We start from the raw sequence: 23,856 nt of genomic DNA on the forward strand, positions 1-23,856 counted from the left end.
CGACTCATCCCTTCCTGCGGGTTGCCGTGCCGACACCCGTGCGATCGGTGGTTGCGTACTTGCGGCGCTCGTCCGCCATGAGCCGTTCGTATTCGTTGGGGTCGACCAGCAGATGGCCGGACGAGTCGTGGAACCGCTTGTCCTGGCGGCGGCGGGCGTTCCTCAGCTCCGACCACATCTGCGCGCGCGAGGGGAGGCTGACGGTCTCGGTCAGCAGGTCGCCGACCCACTCCGACTGGAACTCGGCCAGCGGCATCAGCGACATCATCGAGTGCAGCAGGCCGATGAAGTACAGGCCCTCGGTCTCCGGCGGCACCACCTGGTGGTAGAGCGCGGGCGCGTCCTCGCCGTCGCCGACGAGCGTGTCGTCGAGGAAGGGGTAGTCGATCTTGTAGCCGGTGCAGTGGATGATCACATCGGCCTCGGTCTCGGTGCCGTCCGAGAAGCGGACGGTACGGCCGTCGACCGTGTCGATCACCGGCTTGGCGGTGATCCTGCCGTGCGCGATGGCGGGCAGCAGCTCGCTGCTGGCGACCAGCGGCCCCTGCCCGACCTTGTACGGCGGGTCGGGCAGCCCGTACGCCGACATGTGGCCGTGCACCAGCTTGATCATCAACGTCACCAGCGGGCGCCGCTGTTCGACCGAGAGCTTCTTCATCATCGGCGACAGCTTGTCGATCGGGCCGCCTTCGAGGATCTTCGGGACGACGTAGTGGCCGGTGCGCACCGACAGGTACGTGGCCTCCGCGACCCGGGACACCTCGGTGGCGATGTCGGCGGACGTGGCGCCGAGACCGATGATCACGACCTTCTTGCCCGCGAGGTCCGCCGGACCCTCGTAGTCGTAGGAGTGCATCTCGGTGCCGGTGAACTTGCCCTCGTACGAGCCGAAGAGCGGCAGCCCGTGCCGCCCGCCGGAGGCGACCATCACCGCGCGGTACAGATGCGTCGTGCCGTCGCCGAAGGTCACCGCCCAGCCGCCGCCCGCCGCCTGCTCGACCCGGCTGACCTCGGTGTCCAGTTGGATGTGCTCGCGCAGCCCGTAGTGGTCGACGTAGGAGTCGAAGTACCGCGCCACCTGGGTGTGGTGGGGGTAGTCCGGGTAGTCGTCCGGCATCGGGAAGCTCGGGAACTGCATGACGGTCTTGGAGGTGTTGGCGAACAGCGCCGGGTACGCGCAGCTCTTGCCGCCCTGCGCGGGATACCGCCACAGGCCGCCGAGTTCCGAGCGCCGCTCGTAGGCGTCGAAGGCGATGTCGCGGATCTTCAGCGAGCGGCACATCGCGATGCCCGCGGAGCCCGCGCCGATGACGCAGACCTTGTCCCTGCGGTCCTCGGGCGCGGACGCGGCATCGGCCACCGGCTCGTGCGTGGTGGTCATCAGGACTCCCCCGCGCGCTCGGTGCTCGCCAGCGCCAGCAGGCCGAGCAGGGTCGCGGTGGCCGCGGCGCTGGTGTCGACCACGGTGGACTTCTTCAGCCGGCCCTTGCGGTGGCCGAGGATTCCGGCCGCGACGTCGAGGCCGTCGCAGAGGATGCCGGCCTTGAGCAGCAGCCTGCGGGTCTCGCCCCTGCTGGCCAGGACGCCCACGATCAGGGCGATGTTGCGGGCGGCGAACAGCCGGACCAGGTACTCGCCGTCGGCGTCCTCGTTGATGTGCAGCTTCTTCGCCCCGATGGCGGGCGCCAGGAACGCCGCCGCGCCGACCGTACGCAGGGTGCTGAGCAGAACAGCCGGCGTATCGCTCTTGTTCATAGTGATGCGAGTTCCTCTCGCGCCTCGGCCATCGACATCACGTCGTGGCACTGGGAGCCGGTGTCGGTGGGAATTCCTTGGCGAAGCCGGTGAGCCGGACGACGACTCCGGCCTGCCGCAACATCTCGATGTCCGTCTCGGGTTCCGCGGACTGCTCGGGGAACGAGATCCCGGCCGGCAGGTCCCGGCTCAGCACGCGCTCGGCCGCGCGGACCGCGCCCATCGCGCTGAGGTGGCCCTGGCCGCGGGTGTCGAGCAGATCGATGGAGACCGAGCGGTTCGCGCTGTGCGCGGTGACGGTGAGCCCGCAGAAGTCGCCGGTGCCCGCGCTCTGGAAGAGCGCCGCGCGCACCCCGTGCAGCGGCGGCTTGGTCAGCGCCCGCAGCGCGCCCGACCGCTTCAGCCCGATCATCGCGTACAGCGACGGCACGCTCTGGAGCGCGATGCGGGTCTCGACCGTCGGCACGCCGAGGGTGAGCGGCACGGTGGTCTGCTCCAGCGTGCTCACATACGCGGCGGGCCGCTCGTTGCCGTCGGCGCAGCGCACCAGGCGGCGGCCGGTCAGCGGGTGCGTGGGCTGCCGCCTGCCGTCGCGCATCGCGTAGTACGGCCAGGCCAGCCGTTCGGCGAAGCCCCAGGAGTCGGGGCCGACCTTGTCGTCGGACGAGGACAGCACCGCGATCTCCACCCGCTCGGCCTGGCCGAGTTCGCGGACGGCAGCGGCGGCCATCAGCGCGTTGAGCCCGGCGTACCAGGCGCCCGACAACAGCACGGGGGACGTGGGCCGTTCACGCGAGACCGCGACGGTGACGTCGAGAATCCCGGCGTGGCCCGCGCGGTTGATGTCCGCGATCGGGATGCCCCGGCGCATGGCGTCCACGATGAGGTGGTCGCCGGGGTCGCTGACCACGGCGAGGACGGCCGCGGGCCGCTCGGGCAGCGCCCCCAGCGGGCGTTCGGCGCGTACGTCGATGACGGCGGTGCTCGCGCCGATCCGCGCGGCCAGCGCCGTCGCCCGTTCGGGGTTGCGGCCCGCCAGCACGATCGGCAGGTCGGGGTGGCGCTGCCGGATCAGCCGCGCCGCGTGCTCGCCCACCACTCCGTAACCGCCCACGATGAGCAGCGGCGGCCGGGCGGCGGCGCGTCTGGGCCTACTGGCCATGGCTCACCGCGCCGCTGATCGTGGTGTCCGGCTTGCGCTCCTCGCCGCGCTCCTCCGCCGCCCGCGCGAACAGCTCGCGGGCCACCCGGCGGCCGGAGTCGACGGCGCCGCCCATCGAACCCATCTGGTGGACACCGCTCTCGGTGCCCGCCCAGTGGATCCGGCCGATCGGCTCGCGCAGCGCCTTGCCGTACGCCGTGTACAGTCCGGGCGGGCCGAAGCCGTGGTAGCAGCCGCGGGTGAACTCCTCGTCCAGCCAGTTCTGTTCGACGAATTCACGCGGCTTGCCCGCCTTCGCGCCGAGCCCGGCGACCAGTCCGTCGAGTACGGCGGTACGCCGCTCGGACGGCGACAGGCGGGTCAGCGCGCGGGCGGCGGAGCCGGTGACGAAGGCCGACATCACGCCGGGGCTGCCGTCGGCGGGCGAGGTGTCGAAGGCGACCCGGAACGGGCCGTCGCTGCTGGTGATCTGGCCGCTGAGCCCGGCGGCGCGCCAGAACGGCTCGTCGTAGACCGCCAGGCACTTCATGGCGGCGCCCGCGGGCATCCGCTGCGCGAACTGGTCGCGGTAGCCGGGCAGCGAGGGCGCGTAGGTGATGCGTCCGGCGAGCGTGACCGGGATGGCGACGACGACCCACCGGCCGCGGTACTCGAAGCCGGGGCCCGAGACCACGACGGAGTCGGAGCGCTGCTCGATGGTGCGGACGGCGGCGCCGACGCGTACCTCGTCGGGCATCCGCGCGGCCATCTTCTTCGGGATGCTGTGCGCGCCGCCGTCGAAGCGGTAGCGCTGGATGCCGCCGCTGACCTCCAGCAGGTAGCGGAAGCCGCCGGAGGCGTTGGCGTAGTAGAGCACGTGCATCAGCGAAAGGTCGGCCGGGCGGGCGCAGAAGGCGGCCTCGATCATCATGGTGATGAAGGCCCGCGCGGTGGAGGTGGTGACGTTGCGCTGCATCCACGACCAGAGGGTCTGGCTGTCCAGCTTCTCGGCGTTCGGCGCGTTCCACGGGCCGTCGGGCGGGACCGTGCGCGCCATGCGCTCGATCTTCAGGATCGCCTGGCCGAGGTCGGCGATGGCGGCCGGGCCCATCCGCCAGGGGAACAGGCCGGAGTACGCGTGGCGGCGGCCGTTGACGAAGGTGAGGCGTTCGCCCTCGTCGTAGCTGCGAAAGCCGGTCACGCCAACGGACTCGGCGGTCTCGGCGATCATCGTGCTCTTGTCGCCGAAGTACTCGCCGCCCAGGTCGACCGCCTTGCCGCCGCCCACGTCGAGGCCCTTGAGCCGTCCGCCGACGCGCTCGCGCGCTTCGAGCGTCTTGACGGTCCACCCGGCCTCTTTCAGCTCGCGGGTCGCCGTCAGTCCCGCCAGGCCCGCGCCGACGACGATGACATCGGCTTCCGCGCTGGGCTCGTCTGTCACATGCAGCACGTTCAGACCTCCGCGTTCTTCTGATCGGCGTCTTTCACTACGGAGCCGGCGGAGCCGTTGGAGCCGTTGGTCCCGTTCGCGCCGGCGGAGCCGTTGGAGCCGTTCTGCGGGGCCGGGGCAGGGAGCGGGTCGGCGGCGGCGGACGGGACGGGCCGTACGCGTACCGGCGGGGCCGCGGTGACGTCGGAGGACACCAACTGCGGGTGGCGGTTGATCCACCGGCGGCGCGGCTCGCGGGCCAGCAGCTTGACGGTCTCCCGCACCAGCGGCAGCCGCTTGTGCTTGCCGGACAGCATCATCCGTCCGGTGATCACGGCCATGTCGGTCAGCGGAAAGACCTCGTAGTACTTCGAGCGGTGGTGGTAGAGGTCGAGGAAGCGGCCGATCTCGCCGCGCTCGGCCATGCCCTTGAGCGCCTCGGGGACGGCGGCGGGCAGCGCGCCCGCCTCGCCGAGGATGTTCGCGAGCCAGTAGTGGCCCTCGAAGCGGCGGTCGCGCCACTGCGTCCACTGCCGCAGCGTCTCGTCCTGGCCGAGCGCCGACACACCGGGGCCCGAGCGGCCGAGGGCGGCGACGATGGCGGGCGCGAGGCGCTCCACCTGGCGGAAGGCGTCGCCGATGCCGCGGCCGGCGGAGGGGTCCTTGAAGTGGCCCGCGTCGCCGACCAGCACCCAGCCGGGTCCGGAGGACTGCCGGAAGTAGCCCTCGAATTTGACGATCCCGGAGATCTTGGTGGCGATCTTCGCGTCGGCCAGCGCCTCCGCGGTCGGTTCGCAGGACCGCATGTGGGCCAGCAGGCCCGCCTCGGTGTTGCGGCGGAAGTACTCGCGTTCGTGTCCCTCGGGAGAGACGCCGACCAGGTACAGGCCGTTGTCCGCGGGGCCCGCCCACACCATCCGGTCGCCCCAGCGGTGGAAGACGAAGGTGTCGTCGGAGGACGGGTGGGCGCCCTCGAAGAAGGTGAAGTAGTAGGAGCGTTCGTTGGGTACAACGTTGTATTTGCGCGAGCCGACCATGTACGCGACCGTCGAGTTGCGGCCGTCCGCGCCCACGACGAGCGGCGCGCGCAGCACCGTCTCCTTGCCGTCGTGCTGGGCGCGCACACCGGCCACCCGGCCGCGCTCCCAGATCATTTCGACGACCTTGGTGCCCATCCTGACGTCGGCACCGGCCTCGACCGCGGCCTCGTGGAGGATCGAGTCGAGCAGGTGCCGACGCAGGAAGGTCGCGCCGCCCACGTCATCGAAACGCAGCGGGAACTGCGAGACGACGTGGAAGTCGTTGAGCTTGGTGTCGGCGCGGCGCATGAAACGCACACCGGTCTTCTCGACGGAGTCGAGCACACCGAGGCGTTTGAGGAACAGGAGTCCGTCGGCCTCCATGAGGTGCGAGGAGAGCACCTCACGGGGGAACGTCGCCTGCTCGACCACGACGACCTTCAGGCCCGCGCGCGAGAGCAGCGTGGCGAGCGGCGACCCGGCACAGCGGGCGCCCACGATGATGACGTCGAAGTGCTCGGCGTCCGTACGGTTTCGCCGGATTTCGCTCCCGGCCAGGCCCTTGGTCGTCATGGTCTTAGCTCCGCGCCCTTTCGCCGGCCGGGACGATCTGCGAGTCCAGCGGACGCGGATCACCGTCACCCCACGAAATGCCCTGGAGGTGCGTGGTGCGCAGTCCCGCGTAGTTCAGCTCTCCGTACGGTCCGCCGGTGAGGCCGTTGCCACCGTGGGTGGAGAGGATGGAGTTGAACCCGATGTGCGAGTCGTTGACCTTCAGCAGGCCGCCGTTGGTCACGCCGTCGGCGAACCGGTGAGCGGTCTGCTCGTCGCCGGTCCACACCGAGTTGCGCAGCCCGTACTTGTTGGCGTTGAGGAAGTCGATGATGTCTTCCAGCAGCGCGTCGTCGTCCGTGGTCGCCTCGGGCACCACGACCGGCAGCAGCGGGAAGAAGGTCTCCTCGCGTACGCAGGACAGGTCCCGCGACTCGGTGAGTCCGTCGACCCTGACCACCGTCGGCAGGCAGAACATCCCGGTGCTCGATGTCTCGCCGTCGACGTCCACGCGCGTGCCGCCGCAGAGCACGGACGCGCCCTTGGTCTCGGCCTCGGACAGGAAGTCGAAGAAGCCGTCGACCTTCAGTACCGGGCTGAGCAGGATCTCCGGGTTCTCCGGGTAGCCGGGCACGATGGCCTTGGCGCGCTCCACGAACACCTCGAGGAAGCGGTCGGCGACCTCGGGGTGCACGATCGCGTACTTCGGCACCATGCAGATCTGGCTGGAGCCGTAGAACGACTCCTCCAGGGCCCGCGCGGCGGCTTCGAGATCCGCGTCCTTCCAGACCACGAAGCCGTCGTTGCCCGCGAGTTCCAGGATCGCCTTCTTGCCGTTGCGCAGACAGTCCTCGCCGAGCTTGAGGCCCGCGGCGCTGTCGCCGAAGAACAGGATGTCGTCCACCAGCGGGCTGGCGAGCCAGGTCCGCAGCACGGCCTCGGTGTGACCGCAGATCACATTGAGCGTCCCCGGAGGGGCGCCGTGCTTCTCCAGGATCGGCGCGAGGATGTCGCGGTAGACGAACATCACGCTCAGCGGCGTGGTGCGCGGCGCCTTCACCACCAGCGTGTTGCCCGCCAGGAGGGCGAGCACGCCCAGCGTGGAGTTCGAACCCGCCGCGTTCTGCGGGGGGTTGACGCACACCACGCCGTCGGGCTTGCGCACCAGTTCCAGCGTGCGGCCCTGCGGCGCGAACTCCTGGTGGAGCTGGCTCTCGTACCAGCGGACCGTCGGCTCGTCGCAGCAGCGCAGCATGCCGCTGACTTCCCACTGGGCGAGCCGGCGCGGGTGCCCCTCGGCGATCAGGATGTCGATGAGTTCCTCTGACCGTTCGGCCAGCGTCTCGTTGAACTCCAGGACGATCTGGCTGCGGGTCTCCTGCGGGAGGAGCCGGAAGGTCCGGCTCGCCCTGCGGGCCGCTTCCAGCGCCCGGTCGTTGTCCTCGGGGGCGCCCACCGCGCACCGGGCCACCACGGCCTCGGTCGACTCCACGGGCCGCCCGAGTTCCAGCGCCCGCTTGAGGTTGAACGTCGGGCGGTTCTCCTTCAGGTACGCCGAGGCGCGCAGGACGTACGTCCATCGAGCACCCTCGACGTCCTTGCCGTCGATGTACTGAGGGTAGGACCTCATGCCTGGAGGCCCTCCATGCTGGGGGCGACGAAGTCTTCCTTCTCGACGTCGCGCAGCAGGCCCTCGTTGTACCGGCCGTACGCGCCCAGGTCCAGCAGGCCGTGGCCGCTGTAGTTGAACACGATGGTGGCTTCGCGCCCGGTCCGCTTGCACTCCAGGGCCTTGTCGATGACGGCCCGGATGGCGTGCGAGGTCTCGGGGGCCGGGAGGTAGCCCTGGAGCTTCGCGAACGTGGTGCCCGCGTCGAAGACGGACACCTGCCCGTACGCCTCGGCGTCGAGCAGCCCCTCGTGCCGCATGAGACCCACGATCGGGGCGCAACCGTGGTAGCGCAGGCCGCCCGCGTGGATGGGCGGCGGCACGAACTCGTGGCCGAGGGTGTAGGTGTGCACACCGGGGCCGCGGCCGTTGGAGTCGGCGAAGTCCAGCCGGTACTCGCCGTAGGTCAGCGGCGCGCACGCCTCCGGCTCGGCGGCCAGGATGGTGATGTCGGCGCCGTTGAGCTTGTCCTCGACGAAAGGCGAGGCGAAGCCGCTGAGGTTGGACCCGCAACCGACCGAGGCGATCAGGTAGTCGGGGGTCCGGCCGATCATCCTGAGCTGTTCCTTCAGCTCCAGGCCGATCACCGAGTGGTGCAGCAGGCAGTGGTTGGAGAAGGCGCCGACCGCGAAGCGGGTGCCCTCGTCGGCGTCGACGCACTCCAGCGCCTCGCTGACCGCGGTGGCCTCGCTGCCGGGGTGGTCGGGGTACTCCGCGAGGAGCTTGCGGCCGTAGTCCGTGGTGTCGCCGGGGCTGGGCCGCACCTCGGCGCCGTAGGTCTCCATCAGATTCCGGCGGTACGGCTTGGTGTGGTAGCTCGCCCGCACCATGAAGACCGTGAGGTCGAGGCCGAAGATCTGGCAGGCGATGGCCAGGGCGCTGCCCCACTGGCCGGCGCCGGTGTCGGTGACCAGCCGGGTGTGGCCGTCGCGCTTGGCGTAGTACGCCTGGGCGAGGGCGGAGTTGAGCTTGTGGCTGCCGCTGGGCGAGGTGGCCTCGTACTTGAACCAGATCTGGGCCGGAGTGCCCAGCTCCCGCTCCAGCGCGACGGCGCGGATCAGCGGGGTCGGCCGCCAGAGCTTGTACGCCTCGCGTACCGGCTCGGGGATCGTGATCCAGCGCTCCAGCGAGGTCTCCTGCGCGGCCATCGACTTGACGAACAGCCGCTCCAGCCACTCCCGCGTGACCTTCTTGCCGGTGGAGTTGTCGATGTACTCCTCGGGCAAGCGGGGCAGATCCGGGATGACGTTGTACCAACGGGTGGGAATCTTATCGACCGGAAGATCGACACGGTCGATTAAGCCGAGCGGCTTCATACCTTGCGTCCCCTTAAGAGCGTGGTTGCTGACGAAATGCAGTGACACTCGTACGGACCTGCGCATGCCTGACCGGGCCGGCACCCTCGTGGGGAATTGATTTCCGGCATGACAAAGTCAGGCATTGGGCTTTTGGGTGCGAAAAATCTCGGCGGGAGGAACGGTGAAGCGCGGTGGAGTCGTGCCTCGGCACAACGATTACTCAGTGCCTCGGCGGCGCGTCAGGCTCCAGCCGAAGTCACGAGTTGTGCGAGATCACGGATTGCTGTTCCCGTGGATTCGTGCCCGAAGGCACGGAGGGACGGGATGTCCGGACGTCACCGGCCGTACGGCCTGGTGGTGCGGGGTCGATCAACCGTGCATGAGAGGCCGACCAGGTGTCGGACCTCGAATATTCTCGTGCCAGCACTCGCATACCCCCGTATCAGTACTGGAATTGTTTGACAGCCTAGCGTCCGGCAGTTCCGATGGCAATACCATACTGGAACGCGTCCCGATGACCGGAACTCATCCCGGTGACCAGCGCATTTTCCCTGCGGGAGTCACAATGGGCTGGTCACCGGGACGCCGTCGCATTACTGACCAGATCGGTCAAAGTGAATTCCTGTGAAGCCCGGCGACAACGACAGTGGCGGCGGGCCGCTTCCGCGGGTCCGCCGCCACTGTCACGCTCGCCGTGCGGACGCCTGTCGTACGGCGCCGCGGGCGGTCCTCCTGAGCCGGGTCAGTGCCGCCCGGCGGGTTCCGTCAGCGCTGTCCGGCCGGCGCCGTCTCGCGGACGGACTCCTCGCCCTCTTCGGGCAGCTCGGGCAGGATGCCGGTCAACGCGCTCTCGTGCAGGTCCTTGTGGCGCAGCGTCAGCGCGGCGATCACCGCGGCGACGAAGGCGAACACGGCGCACAGGGTCATGGCGTCGTGGAAGCCGGTGGTGAACGCGTCGCGCCCGGCGGCCAGCACCTTGTCGGCCAGGCCGGGGCCCGCCGAGTGCGCGGCCTCGTCGATGCTGCCCGCGCTGATCCCGTTGGCGATCTTGTCGCTCTGGGCGCTGGTGAGCGTGGCCGCGGCGTCGGACGCCTTGAAGGCGCTGGTGACGTGGTTCTCGAAGAACGCGCCCGCGACCGCGATGCCCAGAGCCGTTCCCACCTGCTGGAACGTCTCGCTGATACCGGAGGCGACACCGGCCTTGGCCGGTTCCGCGACACCGATGGCGAGCGCCGCGCGGGTCGGGTTGAACAGGCCGAAGGCCAGGCCGATGACCACCAGGGCGGGGATGAGCGAGGTCCAACTGTCGCCCGCGCCGCTGAGGTGGATGAGCAACAGGCCGATGCCCAGGGCGAATTGGGAGGTGGCCATGATGACCCGGAAGGGCACCTTGCCGGTGAGCCCGCCGGCCAGCGCGCCGAAGAAGAACATCGCCAGCGTCAGCGGCAGGAAGCGCAGGCCGGCGGACCAGGCGGAAGCGCCCTCGACGCTCTGCAAATACGTCGTGACCAGGAAGATCGGCGGCAGACCCGCAGCGTTGGCCAGGAAGGTCGTCGCGGACAGGCCGAGGAAGGTGCGGTTGCGGAAGAGCTGGGTGTCGAACATCGCCTGCTCGCCGCGGGAGCGCGCGACCGCGAGGAAGACCGCCAGGCACACCGCGGCCACCGCGTACAGCGCGATGTTGCTGCCGGAGAACCAGCCGTCGGTGTTGCCGCGGATGATGGCCAGCACCAGGGCGGCCAGCGAGAGCGTGAAGGAGACCATGCCGACGAAGTCGGGGGCGGCGGCGCTGGGCAGCCGCGATTCACGGACCTGGCGCATCGCGATCAGGACGGTGATCAGGCCGACCGGCACATTCAGATAGAAGATCCAGCGCCAGCCGGGGCCATTGGTCAGCGCGCCGCCGATCAGCGGTCCCGTGGCGACGGCGAGACCCACCGCGGCGCCGAACGCGCTGAACGCGGTGGCGCGTTCCTTGCCGCGGAACTCATGACCGAGCAGAGCGGGGCCCACGGCGAACATGATGGCCGCGCCGACACCCTGGACTCCGCGGCTGACATTCAATACCCCGATATCCCCGGCCAGTCCGCAGGCGAGAGAAGCCGCGGTGAAGATGATCAGGCCGATCAGGAAGAGCCGCTTGCGGCCGGTCCTGTCCGCCACCGATCCGGCGGTCACGAGGAAAGCCGCGAGCGTCAGCGCATACGCGTCGAACACCCACTGCATACCGCTGAAGCTGGCGTGCAGTGAATCATGAATGCCGGGCAGGGCGACCGAGACCACACTCAGGTCCAGCATCAGCATGAATGTGCCGACGGATACCACTGCCAGGGTCCACCACCTTAAAGCAGCGGGGGGGTGGGGCGTTTCGGTCATGCCGACTCCAGAGTGTGGAAAGTCGCCGTATCCGGCGAATCTGGCTGCTGACTATGGATGGTGACCATGCCGTGGTGGAAGCACCGCTGCCGAGGCGCCCCGCGTCGGCGGACAGGCCGATCCAGGGTGCTGGCCGATGATCGCGGTCGGTGCCGGTGCCGTCAATTGCCCCATGGGGCATGGTTGAGCATGTGTACAACGTATACCCTACACATGCTCGCGCGCACCCGCACGAAGATGTCCGTCGGGTGTCGGCATATGCGCGCGGGTTCGCAAAGACAGCGTCTTTTTTATCCGCAACTCCTTTTAGCGCGACTGTATATGCTGTATAGGCGGTAGTCGCCGGCGGACGGCGCGGTGATCCGCGTCCAGCGGCCCGCGCGGCTCACGCATCCGCCGGTCACCCGGAACCAGGGCGACCAGGCGACGCGGACGACGGTGCTCCCGGCCTTCGGCAGCCGGACCGTCACGTCGGCCTCACCCGCCCGCAGCACGCGCGCGGGCGCCGAGGCCAGCGGCACCGGGCGCTCCACCGCGAAGACCGTCCAGTACGGGTCCCGCCAGACCGGCCGCAGCCAGTCGGGGCGGGCGGCGGGCGCGAGCAGCGCGGCCTCCGCCGCGCCGGGACCGCCCATGTCGCCGTGGGGCAGCACGACATACGCCACCGCCCAGTCGTCGAGCCAGCGGCGGTAGGCGGCGGCCGGAAGCGTCCCGTCCGGCAGCGTCCCGCCGTAGAACAACGGGTCCCTCTTCACGTCGAGTTGGCGGTTCCAGCCGCGGGCGATCTGGGCGACGTCGGCGAAGAGCGTCGACTCGCGGTGATCGCGGGCCGGAACGACCTCGATACGGTGCCGCTCGGCGCGCAGTCCGCGCAGCGCGCGGGTCACCCCCTCGGTGTGCGAGGCCCAGTCGGGGACGGCGGTGGACATGCGCAGTTCCCTGCCGGTCTTGGCGGCCAGCGCGTAGCCGTTGTGACCGAGCGCGCCGGTCAGCACGACGACGAGGACCGCGCCGAGCACGGGGGCGCGGCCGGCCGTACGGGTCGGGCCCCGGTCCAGGCGCACGTACGAGCCGCCGCGCGGGCGTCGGGCCACGCGTTCCATCAGCGCGGCGGCCAGCAGCGGCAGTCCGGCGATCCCGGCCAGCCGCTCGACGTTGGTGCCGACGGGCGAGGCCACGCAGGCGGTGAGCGCCGTGCCGAGCGCGTACGCGACCGCGCCCGCCCGGACCGTGCGCCAAGACCGCGGCGCGGCCAGGGCCAGCGCCAGGGAGGTCACCAGCGGGCAGACCGCCGCGTCGGCGCTCATCAACTGCTCGCCCTGGAAGGGGAAGAGCACGTACACCGCGCCCAGCACCAGCACCGGCGGCGCCGCCAGGGCGAGCGCGGCGGCGCGGCGGCCCGCCGCCAGCAGACCCGCGCCCGCGACCCACAAGAAGAGGGCGGCGACCGGGCTGGACATCGCCGTCAGCGCGGCGAGGACCGCGGCGCCCGCCCAGCGGTCCGGCGCCCGTCGCACCCGGCACAGCGCCAGCAGCCCGAAGGCCGCGCCGACCGCGAAGGTCGTACGCCCCGAGGCCACGTCGCACCACTGGCACACGGCGCCCAGCAGCGCCGGGACCATCGGGCGCCGCACGCCGGAGCGGACGAAGAGCACGGCCATCGCCCACGTCGCCGCCAGACCGGCCGCGACCGAGACGGCCCGGACCCCGGCGTACGCCATCAGCGGCGGGGTGAGCACGCTGTAGTCCATCGTGTGCATGCCGCCGTACCAGGCGAGGTTGTACGGCGTGCCCGGATGCCGCCCCGCGAAACCGGCCCACGCGACCTGGGCCGCGAGGTCGCCGCCGCCCGTGGCCAGCAGCCACGCCCAGAGCGCGTACAGCGGCGCCGCGCAGGCGACCGCCACCGCCGGGACCGGCCAGCGCCTGCGTCGTGGGGCCGGCCGTACCTGTCCGGTCCGCTGCGTGGGCCGCGGCAGCACCGCGGGCTGAACGACCGACACGTCACTCATAGCGGACGCCTTCCCCGGAAGCGGCGGGGACAGCGGGTCGGCCGGGAAAGACCATACTCGGTATGCATACTGAGTATGTATACCGAGTATGGCCGGGTGGGCGCCACCGCCTCCCCGGCGGGGCATGGCAGCATCGGGGACGGCCGGACCGGACCAGGAAGCGAGAGGCGCACACCATGCCGTTGCAGATCACCGCCACCGACGCGGAGCACCCGTCGGCGCTGCTCGACCTGGAGTGGAACCTGCCGCTGGAGGAGTGGCCGGACACCTCACTGGTCGCGCTGCCGCGCGGCATCTCCCGGCACGTCGTGCGCTTCGCGCGGGCCGGGGACGAGGTCGTGGCGATCAAGGAGGTCAGCGAGTGGGCGGCCGTGCGCGAGTACGGGCTGCTGCGCGACCTCGACCGGCTCGCGATACCGGCCGTGGACCCGATCGCGGTGGTGACCGGCCGGGCCGCCGCCGACGGCACCCCGCTGGAGCCCGCGCTCATCACCCGGCATCTGAACGGCTCGCTGCCTTACCGCTCGATGTTCGAGACGACGATGCGCCCCGACACCGTCAACCGCCTGCTGGACGCGCTCGCCGTCCTCCTCGTACGGCTCCACCTGGTCGGTTTCGCCTGGGGCGACTGCTCGCTGTCCAACACGCTCTTCCGCCGTGACGCGGGCGCGTACGCCGCCTACCTGGTGGACGCCGAGACGGGGCAGATCCAGCCCGAACTCACGCGCGGGCAGCGGGAGTACGACATCGAGCTGGCCCGGGTGAACATCGCGGGCGAGCTGATGGACCTCGAAGCGGGCGGTTCCCTGCACCCCTCGGTCGACCCGGTCCCGTTCGGCGAGGCGATCGTCCGCCGCTACGCCGACCTGTGGCACGAGCTGACCCGCGAGTCCGTCTACCCGGCCAGCAAGCGGCACTACATCGACCGCAGAATCCGCCGCCTGAACGACCTCGGCTTCGACGTCGCCGAGATGCAGATCGAGCGTTCACCCGGGGGCGACACCGTGACCTTCCTGCCCAAGGTCGTCGACGCGGGCCACCACCAGCGCCAACTCCTGCGCCTGACCGGCCTCGACACCGAGGAGAACCAGGCCCGCAGCCTCCTCAACGACCTGGAGTCCTGGATGGCCACCCAGGACGACCACGCCCCCGCCGACGGCCTGCCCGCCGCCCGCCCCGAAGTCCTCGCCCACCGCTGGCTGCGCGACGTCTTCCGCCCCGCCGTCCGCTCCGTCCCCCAGGACCTGCGCGCCCGCGTCGACCCGGCGCAGGTCTACCACGAACTCCTCGAACACCGCTGGTACCTCTCCGAGCGCGCCCAGCGCGACGTGGGCCTCGACGCCACGGTCGAGAGCTACACCACCGAAGTCCTCCCCCACCTCCCCGACCCGGCGGCGGTCCTGACGCCCGTCGAGGCGGCGGAAGCCGAGGAACCGGCCGAGCCGGTGTCGCCCGCAGCGGGCGACTGACCGTCAGGCGCGGTCGAAGGAGTCGGTGGGGTCGCGGAGGGCGACCGTGGCGTGGCTTTCCTGGAAGCTCTGTTCGGAGACGACGGTGAGGCGGGCGGTGGCCTGGAAGTCGCGGACGGTCAGGGCGCCGCAGGAGACCATGGTGGCCTTCATTTTGGCGACGGTGACGGCGAGACCTTCGCTGAGGTCGCCCGCGTAGGGGACGTAACCGTCCACGCCCTCTTCGAAGACCAGGCCCTGGCCGCCCTGTTCGTAGCGCTGCCAGTTGCGGGCGCGGCTTGAGCCCTCGCCCCAGTACTCCTTGACGAAGCCGTCGGGGGTGGGGAGCTTGGCGCCGGGTGCCTGGTCGAAGCGGGCGAAGTAGCGGCCCATCATGACGAAGTCGGCGCCCATCGCGAGGGCCAGGGACATGTGGTAATCGTGCACCAGGCCGCCGTCGGAGCAGATCGGCACGTACTGGCCGGTCCGCTCGGCGAAGGCGTCGCGGGCCGCGGCGACGTCGAGGACGGCGCTGGCCTGGCCGCGGCCGATGCCCTTCTGGTCGCGGGTGATGCAGATGGAACCGCCGCCGACACCGACCTTGACGAAGTCGGCGCCCGCCTCGGCGAGGAAGCGGAAGCCCTCGCCGTCCACGACGTTGCCGCCGCCGACCGGGATCCGCGGGAAGTGCTCCTTCGACCACGCGATCGCCTGGGCCTGCCAGTCGCTGAAGCCGTCGGAGGAGTCGAAGCAGAGCACGTCGGCCCCGGCCTCGGCCAGTCGCGGGACGCGCTCGCGGTAGTCGTGCGTGTTGACGCCCGCGCCGACCCGCAACCTCTTGTCCTGGTCGACCAGTTGGTGGGGGAAGCGCTTGTTGTCCGAGTAGTCGGAGCGGAAGACCAGGTAGCGCAGGAAGCCCTCGGCGTCGACCACCGGCAGGCAGTCCAGACGCTCGTCCCACAGCCGGGAGTTGGCCTGCGACAAGGTGATGTCGTCGGTCGCGCACGCGAGGACGTCGACCGGGACCATCCGGCTGGAGACCGGCTCGTCGGACCGGTGGCGCTGCGGGTGGAAGTCGCGGGAGGTCACCAGGCCCAGCAGCCGCCCGGTGCCGGTGCCGTCGTGGGTGACGGCGGCCGTGCTGTGACCGGTGGTCCGCATCAGCTCCCGCAGCCGGCCCAGCGGGTCCTGCGGCCGTACGTTGGTGTCGCTGACCACGAATCCGGCCTTGAAGTTCTTCACCGCGCGGACGTCCGCGACCTGGTCGGCCACCGGCCGGTTGTGGTGCAGGAAGCTCAGCCCGCCGTCGCGCGCGAGCGCGATGGCCAGCTCAGGAGAGCTCACCGACTGCATGATCGCGGACGTGAACGGGGTCCGCAGCTCGATCGGCGACGGCTCGTCCCGCGCGTGCCGGACCAGGGGCGTCCGCAGGTCCACCGCCTCCGGCGAACAGTCCGTCCGCGTCCGGTTGGGCAGCAGCAGGAACTCGTTGAAGGTGCGCGAGACCCCTTCGATGATCTGAGCCATGCACCCGGACTCTACAGGCGCCGCCCGTCCGCCGCGCGGCGCCCTGCCGCAGGTCAGTCGCCTTCCGCGGGTCCCCGGCGGGCGGATGTCAGAGCGCCGCCGCTTCCGCCCGCTCCCGGCGGGCGGATGTCAGAGCGCCGCCGCTTCCGCCCGCTCCCGGCGGCGGATGTCAGAGCGCCGCCAGCTCCGGCAGCAGGTCCACCGCAAGCGACACGTCGGGGGTCAGCGCCCGGTCCTCGGTGGCCGTCGGCAGCGCGGAGTCCAGGACGGCGAAGACCGGCGCGTGCGTACCGGCGCCCGCCGACAGCGCGGGAAGCGCCGGGTGCAGCCGCAACGCCCGTACGGCGGCGACGAGTTCGCAGGCGAGCACGAGCCGGTAGGCGTCCACGGCGCGCAGCGCCTGCCGGGTCGCCTGGGAGGCGAAGCTCGCGGCCTCCTCGACCCCGCGCGAGAGCACCGCGTGCCCGGCCGAGGCCGGTGCGGCGCTGGCGCGTATCTCCGCGAGGGCGGAATTGGCGCTGTACTCCAGGATCATCATGCCCGAGCTGGCCGCCGAGCCCCCGGCGAGGTAGGAGCGCAGGCCGGTGATCTCGGGGTCTCCGAAGGCGGTCAGCCGCGCGGCGGACAGCTGTGCGGTCTGGAGTACGGCGAGGCAGAGGTGGTCGAGCGCGAGCCCGACGGGCGTGGCCATGAAACCGCCGTGGTGGTACGCGACCGGCCCGCCGTCCGGTCCCTCCTCGCCGATCAGCGGGTTCTCCGAGGGGCAGTTGACCTCGACGTCCAGAATCCGGCGCAGTGCCCAGGCCGCCTCCAGCGCGGGGCCGTGCACCTGCGGGAAGGCCCGGAAGCCGTACGGGTCCTGGATGCGGCGGCCGGTGGCGCGCGGCCGGTCGGGGACGCCGAGCAGTCTGCGGACCTCGGCCCCGGCGCGCAGCGCGCCCGGATAGGGGCGGATGGCGAGGGCGGGCGCCGCGTACGCCTCGAGCGAGCCGGAGACGGCGGCGAGCGAGAGGGCCGTCACGGCGTGCGAGGCGCGCAGCAGGATGTCCAGGTCGTGGCAGACCAGCGCGGCCTGCCCGAGGGTGAAGGCGCTGCTGCTCATCAGCGCGAGCGCGTCGCCCTGCTGGAGGGTGACGCGGCCGGGGAAGGGCGCGGGCACCGCGGCCGGGTCGAGCGCGACGGCCGGGTCCAACCCACCGGCGGACGGCGGCACTTCACCGTCGGGCGACGGACCGGACGACGGCGAAGGCGACGGCGAAGGTGCCCGCGAGGACGATGGCGTGGACTGCGGCGAGAACGACGGCGACGGCGAGGACTGCGGCGACGGCGACGGCCACAGCCCCTCGCGGAAGGCGTCCGCGGGATCCGGCAGCCGCCCCAAGTCCTCGTGCAGCCACGGCCGTTCGCCGATCAGCGCGAGACCGGTCTCGGCGAGCGCCGTCAGATCCCCGGTGCCGACGGCCCCGTACTCGCTGACCGCCGGGTGCACACCGAGCCGCAGCGCCTCCACCAGGGCCTGCACGACGGCCGGTTGGAGCGCGGAGCCGCCCGCCAGCGCCTGGTTGGCGCGGACGGCGAGCGCGGCACGCACCTGGCGGGCCGGGAGCAGCGCCCCGACCCCGCCCGCGTGGCTGCGCAGCAGCCGCAGGTCCTGTCCCGCCTGGTCCTCGTCGCTGACCGGCACGAGCCGGTTCGCGCCGACGCCGGTGTGCCGCCCGTACATCCGGCCCGCGGCGGCGGCCTGCCGCGCGGCCCGCCAGGAGCGGTCCGCGCGGGCCAGCGCCTCGGGCGGCACGGTGGGTACGGCCGTCCGGTCCGCGATCCGCGTCACGGCGTCGGCGTCCAGGCCGGCGCCGTCGAGCACCACGAAGGCCCCCTCCTCGGCGGAGGGTGCCGTCGTGCGGTGCGTCGGCGTCTCGGAATCAGAGGCTGTACCCACTGCGCTGTATCGGTCCCGCTGCCGCGGTCAGCCGAGGCCGACGGAGGTCAGCCAGGTCTTGGCGACCTCCAGCGGGTCCTTGTTGTCGCTCTGCACCTGGGTGTCCAGGCTGAGCAGGGCCGCCGTGTCGAGCTTCGCCGACACCGCGTTGAGCGCGGCGACGCCCTCCTTGGACAGACCGCTCTTGTAGACCAGCGGGATCACGTTCTCGAAGCCGAAGAGGTTCTCCGGGTCCTGGAGGACGACGAACTTCTCCTTCTCGATGGTCGGGTCCGTGGTGAAGACGTCGGCGGCCTGCACATTGTTGTTCTTGAGCGCCGCCGCGGTCAGCGGACCGCCCGCGTCGAGCGCCTTGAACGACTTCGGCGTGAGGTTGTAGACCGACTTCAGGCCGACCAGGCCCTGCTGCCGGGTCTGGAACTCGGGCGAGGCGCCGATGGTGATCTCGGAGCCGTACTTCGCCAGGTCCGCGATGGTGGACTTCTCGGTCAGCTTGTACTTCGCCGCGGTGGCCGCGTTGACCGTCAGGGAGTCCTTGTCCTCGGCCGGTGCCATGTCGAGCAACGTCAGCTTCGGGTCGAGCTTGGCGAGTGCCGCCTCGTTGGTGGCCTGGGCCGTCTTGGGCGTGGCCTTGGCGTCCAGGTATGCCAGAAGTGCGCCGTTGAACTCCGGCAGTACGGTCAGCGAACCGTTCTTCAGCAGGCCGTAGGTGGTCTCCCGGCTGCCGATGTTCGGCTTGTAGCTGACCTTGATCCCCTTGGCCTTCAGGGCCTCGCCGTAGATGTCGGCGATGAGGATGCTCTCGGGGAAGTTGTTGGAGCCGACGACCACGGTGTCGCCGCTCGCCTTCGACCCGGCCAGCGGGTCCTTGGCCTTGTCGGAGCCGGAGTCACCACAACCCGCGAGCAGGGGCGCCGCGACGGCGGCGACGACGGCGACCGCCGCGAGGCGGCGTATGTGGCTCGGGCTGGACCAGGTGCTCTTCACGTGAGAGGTCACGATTTCCGCTTCCGGGCTCGGGGAGTTTCGGTCTCTGATCGGGCGTACTCGTGGCGTAGGCGCACCCACACACGCGGACGTACGTCGAGTACGCACACACGTGCGGTTGCGAGTGCTACCCAGCGATCCAATCCAGCCGCTTCTGCGTCAGTCAAGAGCAGCCTGATCACCGATCGGCATCGATGTCTGAACACCGGTGGATTGGTCGGTGATTCCCGTTCCGTACGGTCGTGTCCGTAACAAATTATTGATGGTGTGGTCAGGTAGTCGTGGTCAAGAGGAGGTAGTCTCCCCGACGTTGGTCAGGTGCTCGGACAACCGCGGGGAGTATCCGGTCACTTCATTCCGGTTACGTACAGAAGCGTTCATTTTGCGCCACTGTCGTCGTGTCCGGTTGTCGGCGAGCCGGTAAGCGGTTCCGGAGGAGGCTTGGTGTCCGTGCACGAGGTGGACGGGTCGGCACGTCCTGACCCGGAGCCACACGTCAGGGGCGGGGTACGGAACTTCGCCGACCGCTGGCCGTTCCGGCGCAAGCTCAACGTCCTCGTCGGCGTTCCGCTTGTCGTGGTCGCGATGCTGCTCGCCTACGTGATCACCGGCCTCGTCGGCCAGGCCCAGGACGCGGCCTCGGCCGCGCAGCTCGTCCGCGACAGCCGCCAGGTCGCCGAACTCGTCGACCTGGTCGAGACCGAGCACCAGCAGGCTCTGCTGCTGTCCGTGCGCTACGAATCGGCCACCTCGGGCAAGCGCCCGTCGCTGGTCGCCTACCGGCAGGCGCGCACCGCTGTGGACGCGCAGGTGGAGAACGTACGCGCCACCTTCGGATCGCGGCTGCCCGCCGCGGAGGCCCAGGTCCTCAAGGAGATCAACGGCCTCGGCAGCCTGCGGAGCACCATCGAGCAGAGCTATCTGCCCGCGGACAACATCGACCCGGCGTACACCGCGACCGTGGACGGCCTGATCGACGGCCTCGGCCTCGATCTGAACAAGAACCTCAGCTCGACCCGCACCGGCAGCATGCTGGACTCGCTGCTGCGCGCGGAGGCCGCGCACGCCTCCTTCGAGACCAGCGTCTTCTCCGCGCAGACCGGTGACACCAACGCGCTGATCGAGTTCAACAACGCGGTCGGCTACCAGCAGCTCTACGTCTCCCAGGCCAGCCGCTTCGGGCGGTTCGCCAGCGACGCGCAGCGCACGGAGCTGGCCGGGATCGAGATGAACCCGGTCTGGAACGGCATCGCGCTCCAGTACGCGGGCCTCCAGATCGACCCGAGCGCGCTGGAGGCCAGCGGCCCCGCGCAGGTGCGGGCGGCCTTCACCAAGGCCCTCAAGTCCTACCCGGACTACCAGAAGCAGGCGCAGACCCGGCTGAAGATCACCGGCTCGCTGATCGACCAGATCGCGCACCGCGCCGACCGGGCGTCCGACGACGCCTGGTGGCGGGCCGCGTGGCTGCTCGGCGGCGCGCTCCTGGCGTTCGTGCTGTGGCTGGCCTTCTCCGTGGCCGTACGCCGCTCGGTGATCCGGCCGGTGCAGGTGCTGACCGGGGCCGCGACGGAGGTCGCCGAGGTGGCCGGGCAGGAACTGGCCCGGGTCGCCGACGACGACGCGGACTTCGCCGGGGCGCCGCGCCTCCAGGAGGTGCCGGTCACCGCGCACGACGAGATCGGCGACCTGGCCGAGGCGTTCAACCGCGTGCAGTCCACCGCGGCGGCGCTGCTGGAACGCCAGGTGCTCAGCCGCCGCAACGTGGCCGAGATGTTCGGCAACGTCGGCCGCCGCGTCAGCAATCTGACGGCCCGTCAACTCACCCTGATCGACGCCCTGGAGCGCGGCGAGACCGACCCCGCGCTGCTCGACCGGCTGTACCGGATCGACCACCTGGCCGTACGCCTCCAGCGCAACGCCGACAGCCTGATGCTGCTCGCCGGTATCCGCGAGGCGGGCCTGGACGCCAGCCCCACCGCGCTGACCAACGTCGTACGCGCCGCGCTCGGCCAGATCGAGGGCTACCAGCGGGTCTCGCTGCTCGCGGACACCGACGTCACGGTCGCGCCCGACATCATCGCCGACCTGACGCTGATGCTGGCCGAACTCCTGGAGAACGCCGTGGCGTTCTCCCCGGCCCGCAGCCCCGTCGAGGTGTCGGTGCGCGACGGCGCCGAGGGCGCGCTGATCGAGATCACCGACCACGGCCTGGGCATGAGCGCGGAGCGGCTGGCGGAGGAGAACGCCCGGCTGATCCGCCGCGAGCGCCTCGACCTGGTGCCGACGAAGGTGCTCGGCCTGTTCGTGGTCGGCAGCCTGGCCCGGCGCTGGGGCATACGGGTCACGCTGACGCGGACGCCCGGCGGCGGTGTCACCAGCCGGGTGACGATCCCGGCGACGCTGCTGCTGCTCATGAGCCCGTTCGCGGAGCCCGTCGCCGAGGGGGCGGCTCCGGCCGCCAAGGCCGTCGGCGGCGCGCGGGAGGCCGCCGCGGCTCCCCGCCACGTCGAGGCCGAGGAGACGGTCGCGCTGCCCGAACGCCGTACCGCGCCGTCGTGGGCCGGTACGCCCGCGGCAGGCTCCCCCACGACACCCGCGGGCCCCGCCCCGGTGCCCGCGCCGCGCGCGCCGGAACCGGCGGCAGGACGCGACGACGGACGCGACGGATCAGGATCAGCCGGACCGGGCGAACCCGGCGGCTTCGGCGGACCGGGCGACGGCCGCGACGGCCTGACCCCGCTCCCCCGCCGCGTCCCGCAGCGCCAGGCGGCCGAGGAGACCCCGGCCGCCCCGGCGCCCGCGGCGGGCGGACCCACCGCCCCCCACTCCGAGCAGGACCGGCCCCCGAGCGACGGCGAGGACGGCGGCGCCCGTCCGCTGCGCCGCCGGGTGCGCGGTGCCACGCTCGCCACCACACTGACCGACGCGGGACGCGCGGCCGCGCGCCGGGCCCCCCGTCAGACAGACGCAGAAGAAGTCCGCTCGGAACTCGACGAGTTCGAGGCCGCAGTGGAGCGGGCCAACCGTGACGTCGCGAGCGGCACGGCACCCGGTACGACGAACAGCCAAGCAGGGCTTCCGGAAGGAGCGGACCAGTGACATCGCCGACAGGTGGGACCCCGGCCGGACAGGACCCGCCCGCCGATCTGCGCGCCGCCGCAGCCGACTTCACCTGGCTGCTGAACCGTTTCGCCACCGAGACCGCGGGCGTGGTAGACGCCATCGCCGTATCCTCGGACGGCCTGCTCATCGCCGTCTCGCAACTGCGCGACGCGGCCGACTCCGAGCGGCTGGCGGCCATCGTCTCCGGCATCACGAGCCTGGCGGCGGGCGCGGCGGGCAACTACGGTCTCGGCGGCCTCAACAAGGTGATCATCGATCTGGAGGACGGCCATGTGCTGGTCTCCGCGATCGGCAGCGGCGCGGTGCTCGGCGTCGTCACCTCCAAGGAAGCCAAGCTCGGCAACATCGCCTACGAGATGACGGTCTTCGCCAACCGCGCGGGCGCCGCCCTCAGCCCGCAGCTCGTCCTCGAACTCAAGAACAGCGTCGCCGTTCCGTCCCCGCGCGGCCGGTCCTGGGACTAGCAAGAAGCGAGGAGAGCAGAAGGAGGAGGCAGGCACATGGCGGCCGGTGACACGCCAGTCGGCGAGGGGTCCCGTACGGGCTCCGCCGACGACCCGGTCGGCCGGGCACCCGCGGTACGGCCGTTCCTGGTCACCGCGGGCCGGGTGGCCGGCACCAGGTCGGGACCGCCGATCCCGGTCGAGACCCAGGTGGTGACGACCGCGGCCGGTGTCGGGGCGCTCGACGGGCTCTCCTTCGAGGAGCACGACATCGTCGCGCTCTGCCGCGTGCCGCAGTCGCTGGCGGAGATCGCGGCCAAGCTCCGCCTGCATCTGAACGTGGTCCGCGTGCTGGCCGAGGACCTCCAGTCCGGCGGCCATCTGTCGGTCTACGTTCCCAGCTCCGACATCGCCCAGGACATCTCCGTACTGCGAAGGGTTATCGATGGGCTCCGCACCATCCCCGACTCCAGGGGGGCATTACGTGACACCGAGTGAGCCGGCGGGCCGGGGCGCCCGCAGGACCGACTCAGGGCTGCCGACCGCCGTCCGGCCGCCGCTGCCGGTGAAGATGGTGATCGCGGGCGGCTTCGGTGTCGGCAAGACCACCACCGTCGGGTCGATCTCCGAGATCAGGCCGCTGACCACGGAGGCGGCCATCACCGAGGTCGCCGCGGGCGTGGACGACCTCAGCCACACGCCGCACAAGACGACCACCACGGTCGCCATGGACTTCGGCTGCATCACGATCGACGCGTCGCTGAAGCTGTACCTGTTCGGCACGCCGGGGCAGGACCGTTTCGGCTTCATGTGGGACGACCTGGTGGAGGGCGCGCTCGGCGGGCTCGTCATCGTCGACACCCGGCGGCTCGACGACTGCTACGCCGCCGTCGACTACTTCGAGCACAAGGCGATCCCGTTCGCCGTCGCCGTCAACGCTTTCGACGGGCACGTCGAGCACGCCATGGACGAGGTGCGCTGGGCGCTGGACATCGCCGAGCAGGTGCCGGTGTTCACCTTCGACGCGCGCGAGCGCGGTTCGGTACGGGACGCGCTGCTGGTCGTCCTGGAGCTGGCGCTGGCGCGCGCGGAGGGCTGAGCGGGGGCCGTTGCCGTACGGCCCCCGACCGTTCCCCCG

Annotated in this window: 17 protein-coding genes; 5 read left to right on the forward strand and 12 right to left on the reverse strand. The window is 71.2% G+C overall.

Features of this window, described 5'->3' with window-relative positions; all coding sequences use genetic code 11:
- Positions 1-4 precede the first annotated feature (4 nt).
- The 9 genes from ACIQCJ_RS08110 to ACIQCJ_RS08150 all read right to left on the reverse strand — a co-directional run bounded on the left by ACIQCJ_RS08110 (position 5) and on the right by ACIQCJ_RS08150 (position 13,251).
- A complete protein-coding gene (locus ACIQCJ_RS08110) occupies positions 5-1,381 on the reverse strand; it encodes an NAD(P)-binding domain-containing protein (RefSeq protein ID WP_391044484.1) in 1,377 nt (458 codons plus the stop codon).
- On the reverse strand, positions 1,381-1,755 hold the full coding sequence (locus tag ACIQCJ_RS08115) for a hypothetical protein (RefSeq protein ID WP_188281828.1): 375 nt from the start codon (positions 1,753-1,755) through the stop codon (positions 1,381-1,383). The genes ACIQCJ_RS08110 and ACIQCJ_RS08115 overlap by 1 nt, the downstream gene beginning before the upstream one ends.
- Positions 1,756-1,792: 37 nt before the next feature.
- Positions 1,793-2,917 (reverse strand): hypothetical protein, encoded by a 1,125-nt coding sequence (locus ACIQCJ_RS08120; protein ID WP_355344312.1) that lies wholly within the window; start codon positions 2,915-2,917, stop codon positions 1,793-1,795.
- Positions 2,907-4,346 carry an FAD-dependent oxidoreductase gene (locus tag ACIQCJ_RS08125; protein WP_391044483.1) on the reverse strand — a complete coding sequence of 480 codons (1,440 nt, stop codon included), beginning with the start codon at positions 4,344-4,346 and terminating at the stop codon, positions 2,907-2,909. The genes ACIQCJ_RS08120 and ACIQCJ_RS08125 overlap by 11 nt, the downstream gene beginning before the upstream one ends.
- 2 nt (positions 4,347-4,348) lie before the next feature.
- Entirely contained in the window at positions 4,349-5,917 is a 1,569-nt protein-coding gene (locus ACIQCJ_RS08130) for an NAD(P)/FAD-dependent oxidoreductase (RefSeq protein ID WP_402711006.1), read from the reverse strand.
- 4 nt (positions 5,918-5,921) lie between these two features.
- Positions 5,922-7,526: an aldehyde dehydrogenase family protein gene (locus ACIQCJ_RS08135; protein WP_355344320.1), complete on the reverse strand. Its 1,605-nt coding sequence runs from the start codon at positions 7,524-7,526 to the stop codon at positions 5,922-5,924.
- Positions 7,523-8,881, reverse strand: coding sequence for a TrpB-like pyridoxal phosphate-dependent enzyme (locus ACIQCJ_RS08140; RefSeq protein ID WP_188281833.1), 1,359 nt, complete (start codon positions 8,879-8,881; stop codon positions 7,523-7,525). The genes ACIQCJ_RS08135 and ACIQCJ_RS08140 overlap by 4 nt, the downstream gene beginning before the upstream one ends.
- Positions 8,882-9,628: 747 nt before the next feature.
- Complete coding sequence (locus ACIQCJ_RS08145) at positions 9,629-11,161, reverse strand: DHA2 family efflux MFS transporter permease subunit (protein WP_391044479.1); 1,533 nt, start codon at positions 11,159-11,161, stop codon at positions 9,629-9,631.
- Positions 11,162-11,529: 368 nt separating this feature from the next.
- Positions 11,530-13,251, reverse strand: a complete 1,722-nt coding sequence (locus ACIQCJ_RS08150) for a hypothetical protein (protein WP_402711007.1) — start codon at positions 13,249-13,251, stop codon at positions 11,530-11,532.
- Positions 13,252-13,427: 176 nt separating this feature from the next.
- On the opposite strand from ACIQCJ_RS08150, the gene ACIQCJ_RS08155 reads away from it, so the two are divergent.
- Positions 13,428-14,720 carry a DUF4032 domain-containing protein gene (locus tag ACIQCJ_RS08155; protein ID WP_355344332.1) on the forward strand — a complete coding sequence of 431 codons (1,293 nt, stop codon included), beginning with the start codon at positions 13,428-13,430 and terminating at the stop codon, positions 14,718-14,720.
- A gap of 3 nt (positions 14,721-14,723) precedes the next feature.
- Here the strand turns inward: ACIQCJ_RS08155 and ACIQCJ_RS08160 are convergent, their stop codons facing one another.
- The 3 genes from ACIQCJ_RS08160 to ACIQCJ_RS08170 all read right to left on the reverse strand — a co-directional run bounded on the left by ACIQCJ_RS08160 (position 14,724) and on the right by ACIQCJ_RS08170 (position 19,164).
- Positions 14,724-16,226, reverse strand: coding sequence for an IMP dehydrogenase (locus tag ACIQCJ_RS08160; RefSeq protein WP_402711008.1), 1,503 nt, complete (start codon positions 16,224-16,226; stop codon positions 14,724-14,726).
- Between the two features lie 169 nt (positions 16,227-16,395).
- Positions 16,396-18,093 carry an aromatic amino acid ammonia-lyase gene (locus ACIQCJ_RS08165; protein WP_402711009.1) on the reverse strand — a complete coding sequence of 566 codons (1,698 nt, stop codon included), beginning with the start codon at positions 18,091-18,093 and terminating at the stop codon, positions 16,396-16,398.
- Between the two features lie 99 nt (positions 18,094-18,192).
- Positions 18,193-19,164, reverse strand: a complete 972-nt coding sequence (locus ACIQCJ_RS08170) for a glycine betaine ABC transporter substrate-binding protein (RefSeq protein ID WP_391044472.1) — start codon at positions 19,162-19,164, stop codon at positions 18,193-18,195.
- Between the two features lie 432 nt (positions 19,165-19,596).
- On the opposite strand from ACIQCJ_RS08170, the gene ACIQCJ_RS08175 reads away from it, so the two are divergent.
- Genes ACIQCJ_RS08175 through ACIQCJ_RS08190 form a run of 4 tightly spaced genes read left to right on the forward strand, consistent with a single transcriptional unit; the run spans position 19,597 to position 23,817 of the window.
- Complete coding sequence (locus ACIQCJ_RS08175) at positions 19,597-22,251, forward strand: ATP-binding protein (RefSeq protein ID WP_402711010.1); 2,655 nt, start codon at positions 19,597-19,599, stop codon at positions 22,249-22,251.
- The gene (locus ACIQCJ_RS08180; RefSeq protein ID WP_355344344.1) at positions 22,248-22,739 is read left to right on the forward strand and encodes a roadblock/LC7 domain-containing protein; all 492 of its coding nucleotides are present in this window, start codon (positions 22,248-22,250) and stop codon (positions 22,737-22,739) included. The genes ACIQCJ_RS08175 and ACIQCJ_RS08180 overlap by 4 nt, the downstream gene beginning before the upstream one ends.
- 36 nt (positions 22,740-22,775) lie before the next feature.
- Complete coding sequence (locus ACIQCJ_RS08185) at positions 22,776-23,216, forward strand: DUF742 domain-containing protein (protein WP_188280651.1); 441 nt, start codon at positions 22,776-22,778, stop codon at positions 23,214-23,216.
- Complete coding sequence (locus tag ACIQCJ_RS08190; protein WP_401723706.1) at positions 23,203-23,817, forward strand: GTP-binding protein; 615 nt, start codon at positions 23,203-23,205, stop codon at positions 23,815-23,817. The genes ACIQCJ_RS08185 and ACIQCJ_RS08190 overlap by 14 nt, the downstream gene beginning before the upstream one ends.
- Positions 23,818-23,856: the final 39 nt, after the last annotated feature.

The sequence above is a fragment of the Streptomyces sp. NPDC093221 genome, from assembly GCF_044753885.1.
Classification (GTDB): Bacteria; Actinomycetota; Actinomycetes; order Streptomycetales; family Streptomycetaceae; genus Actinacidiphila.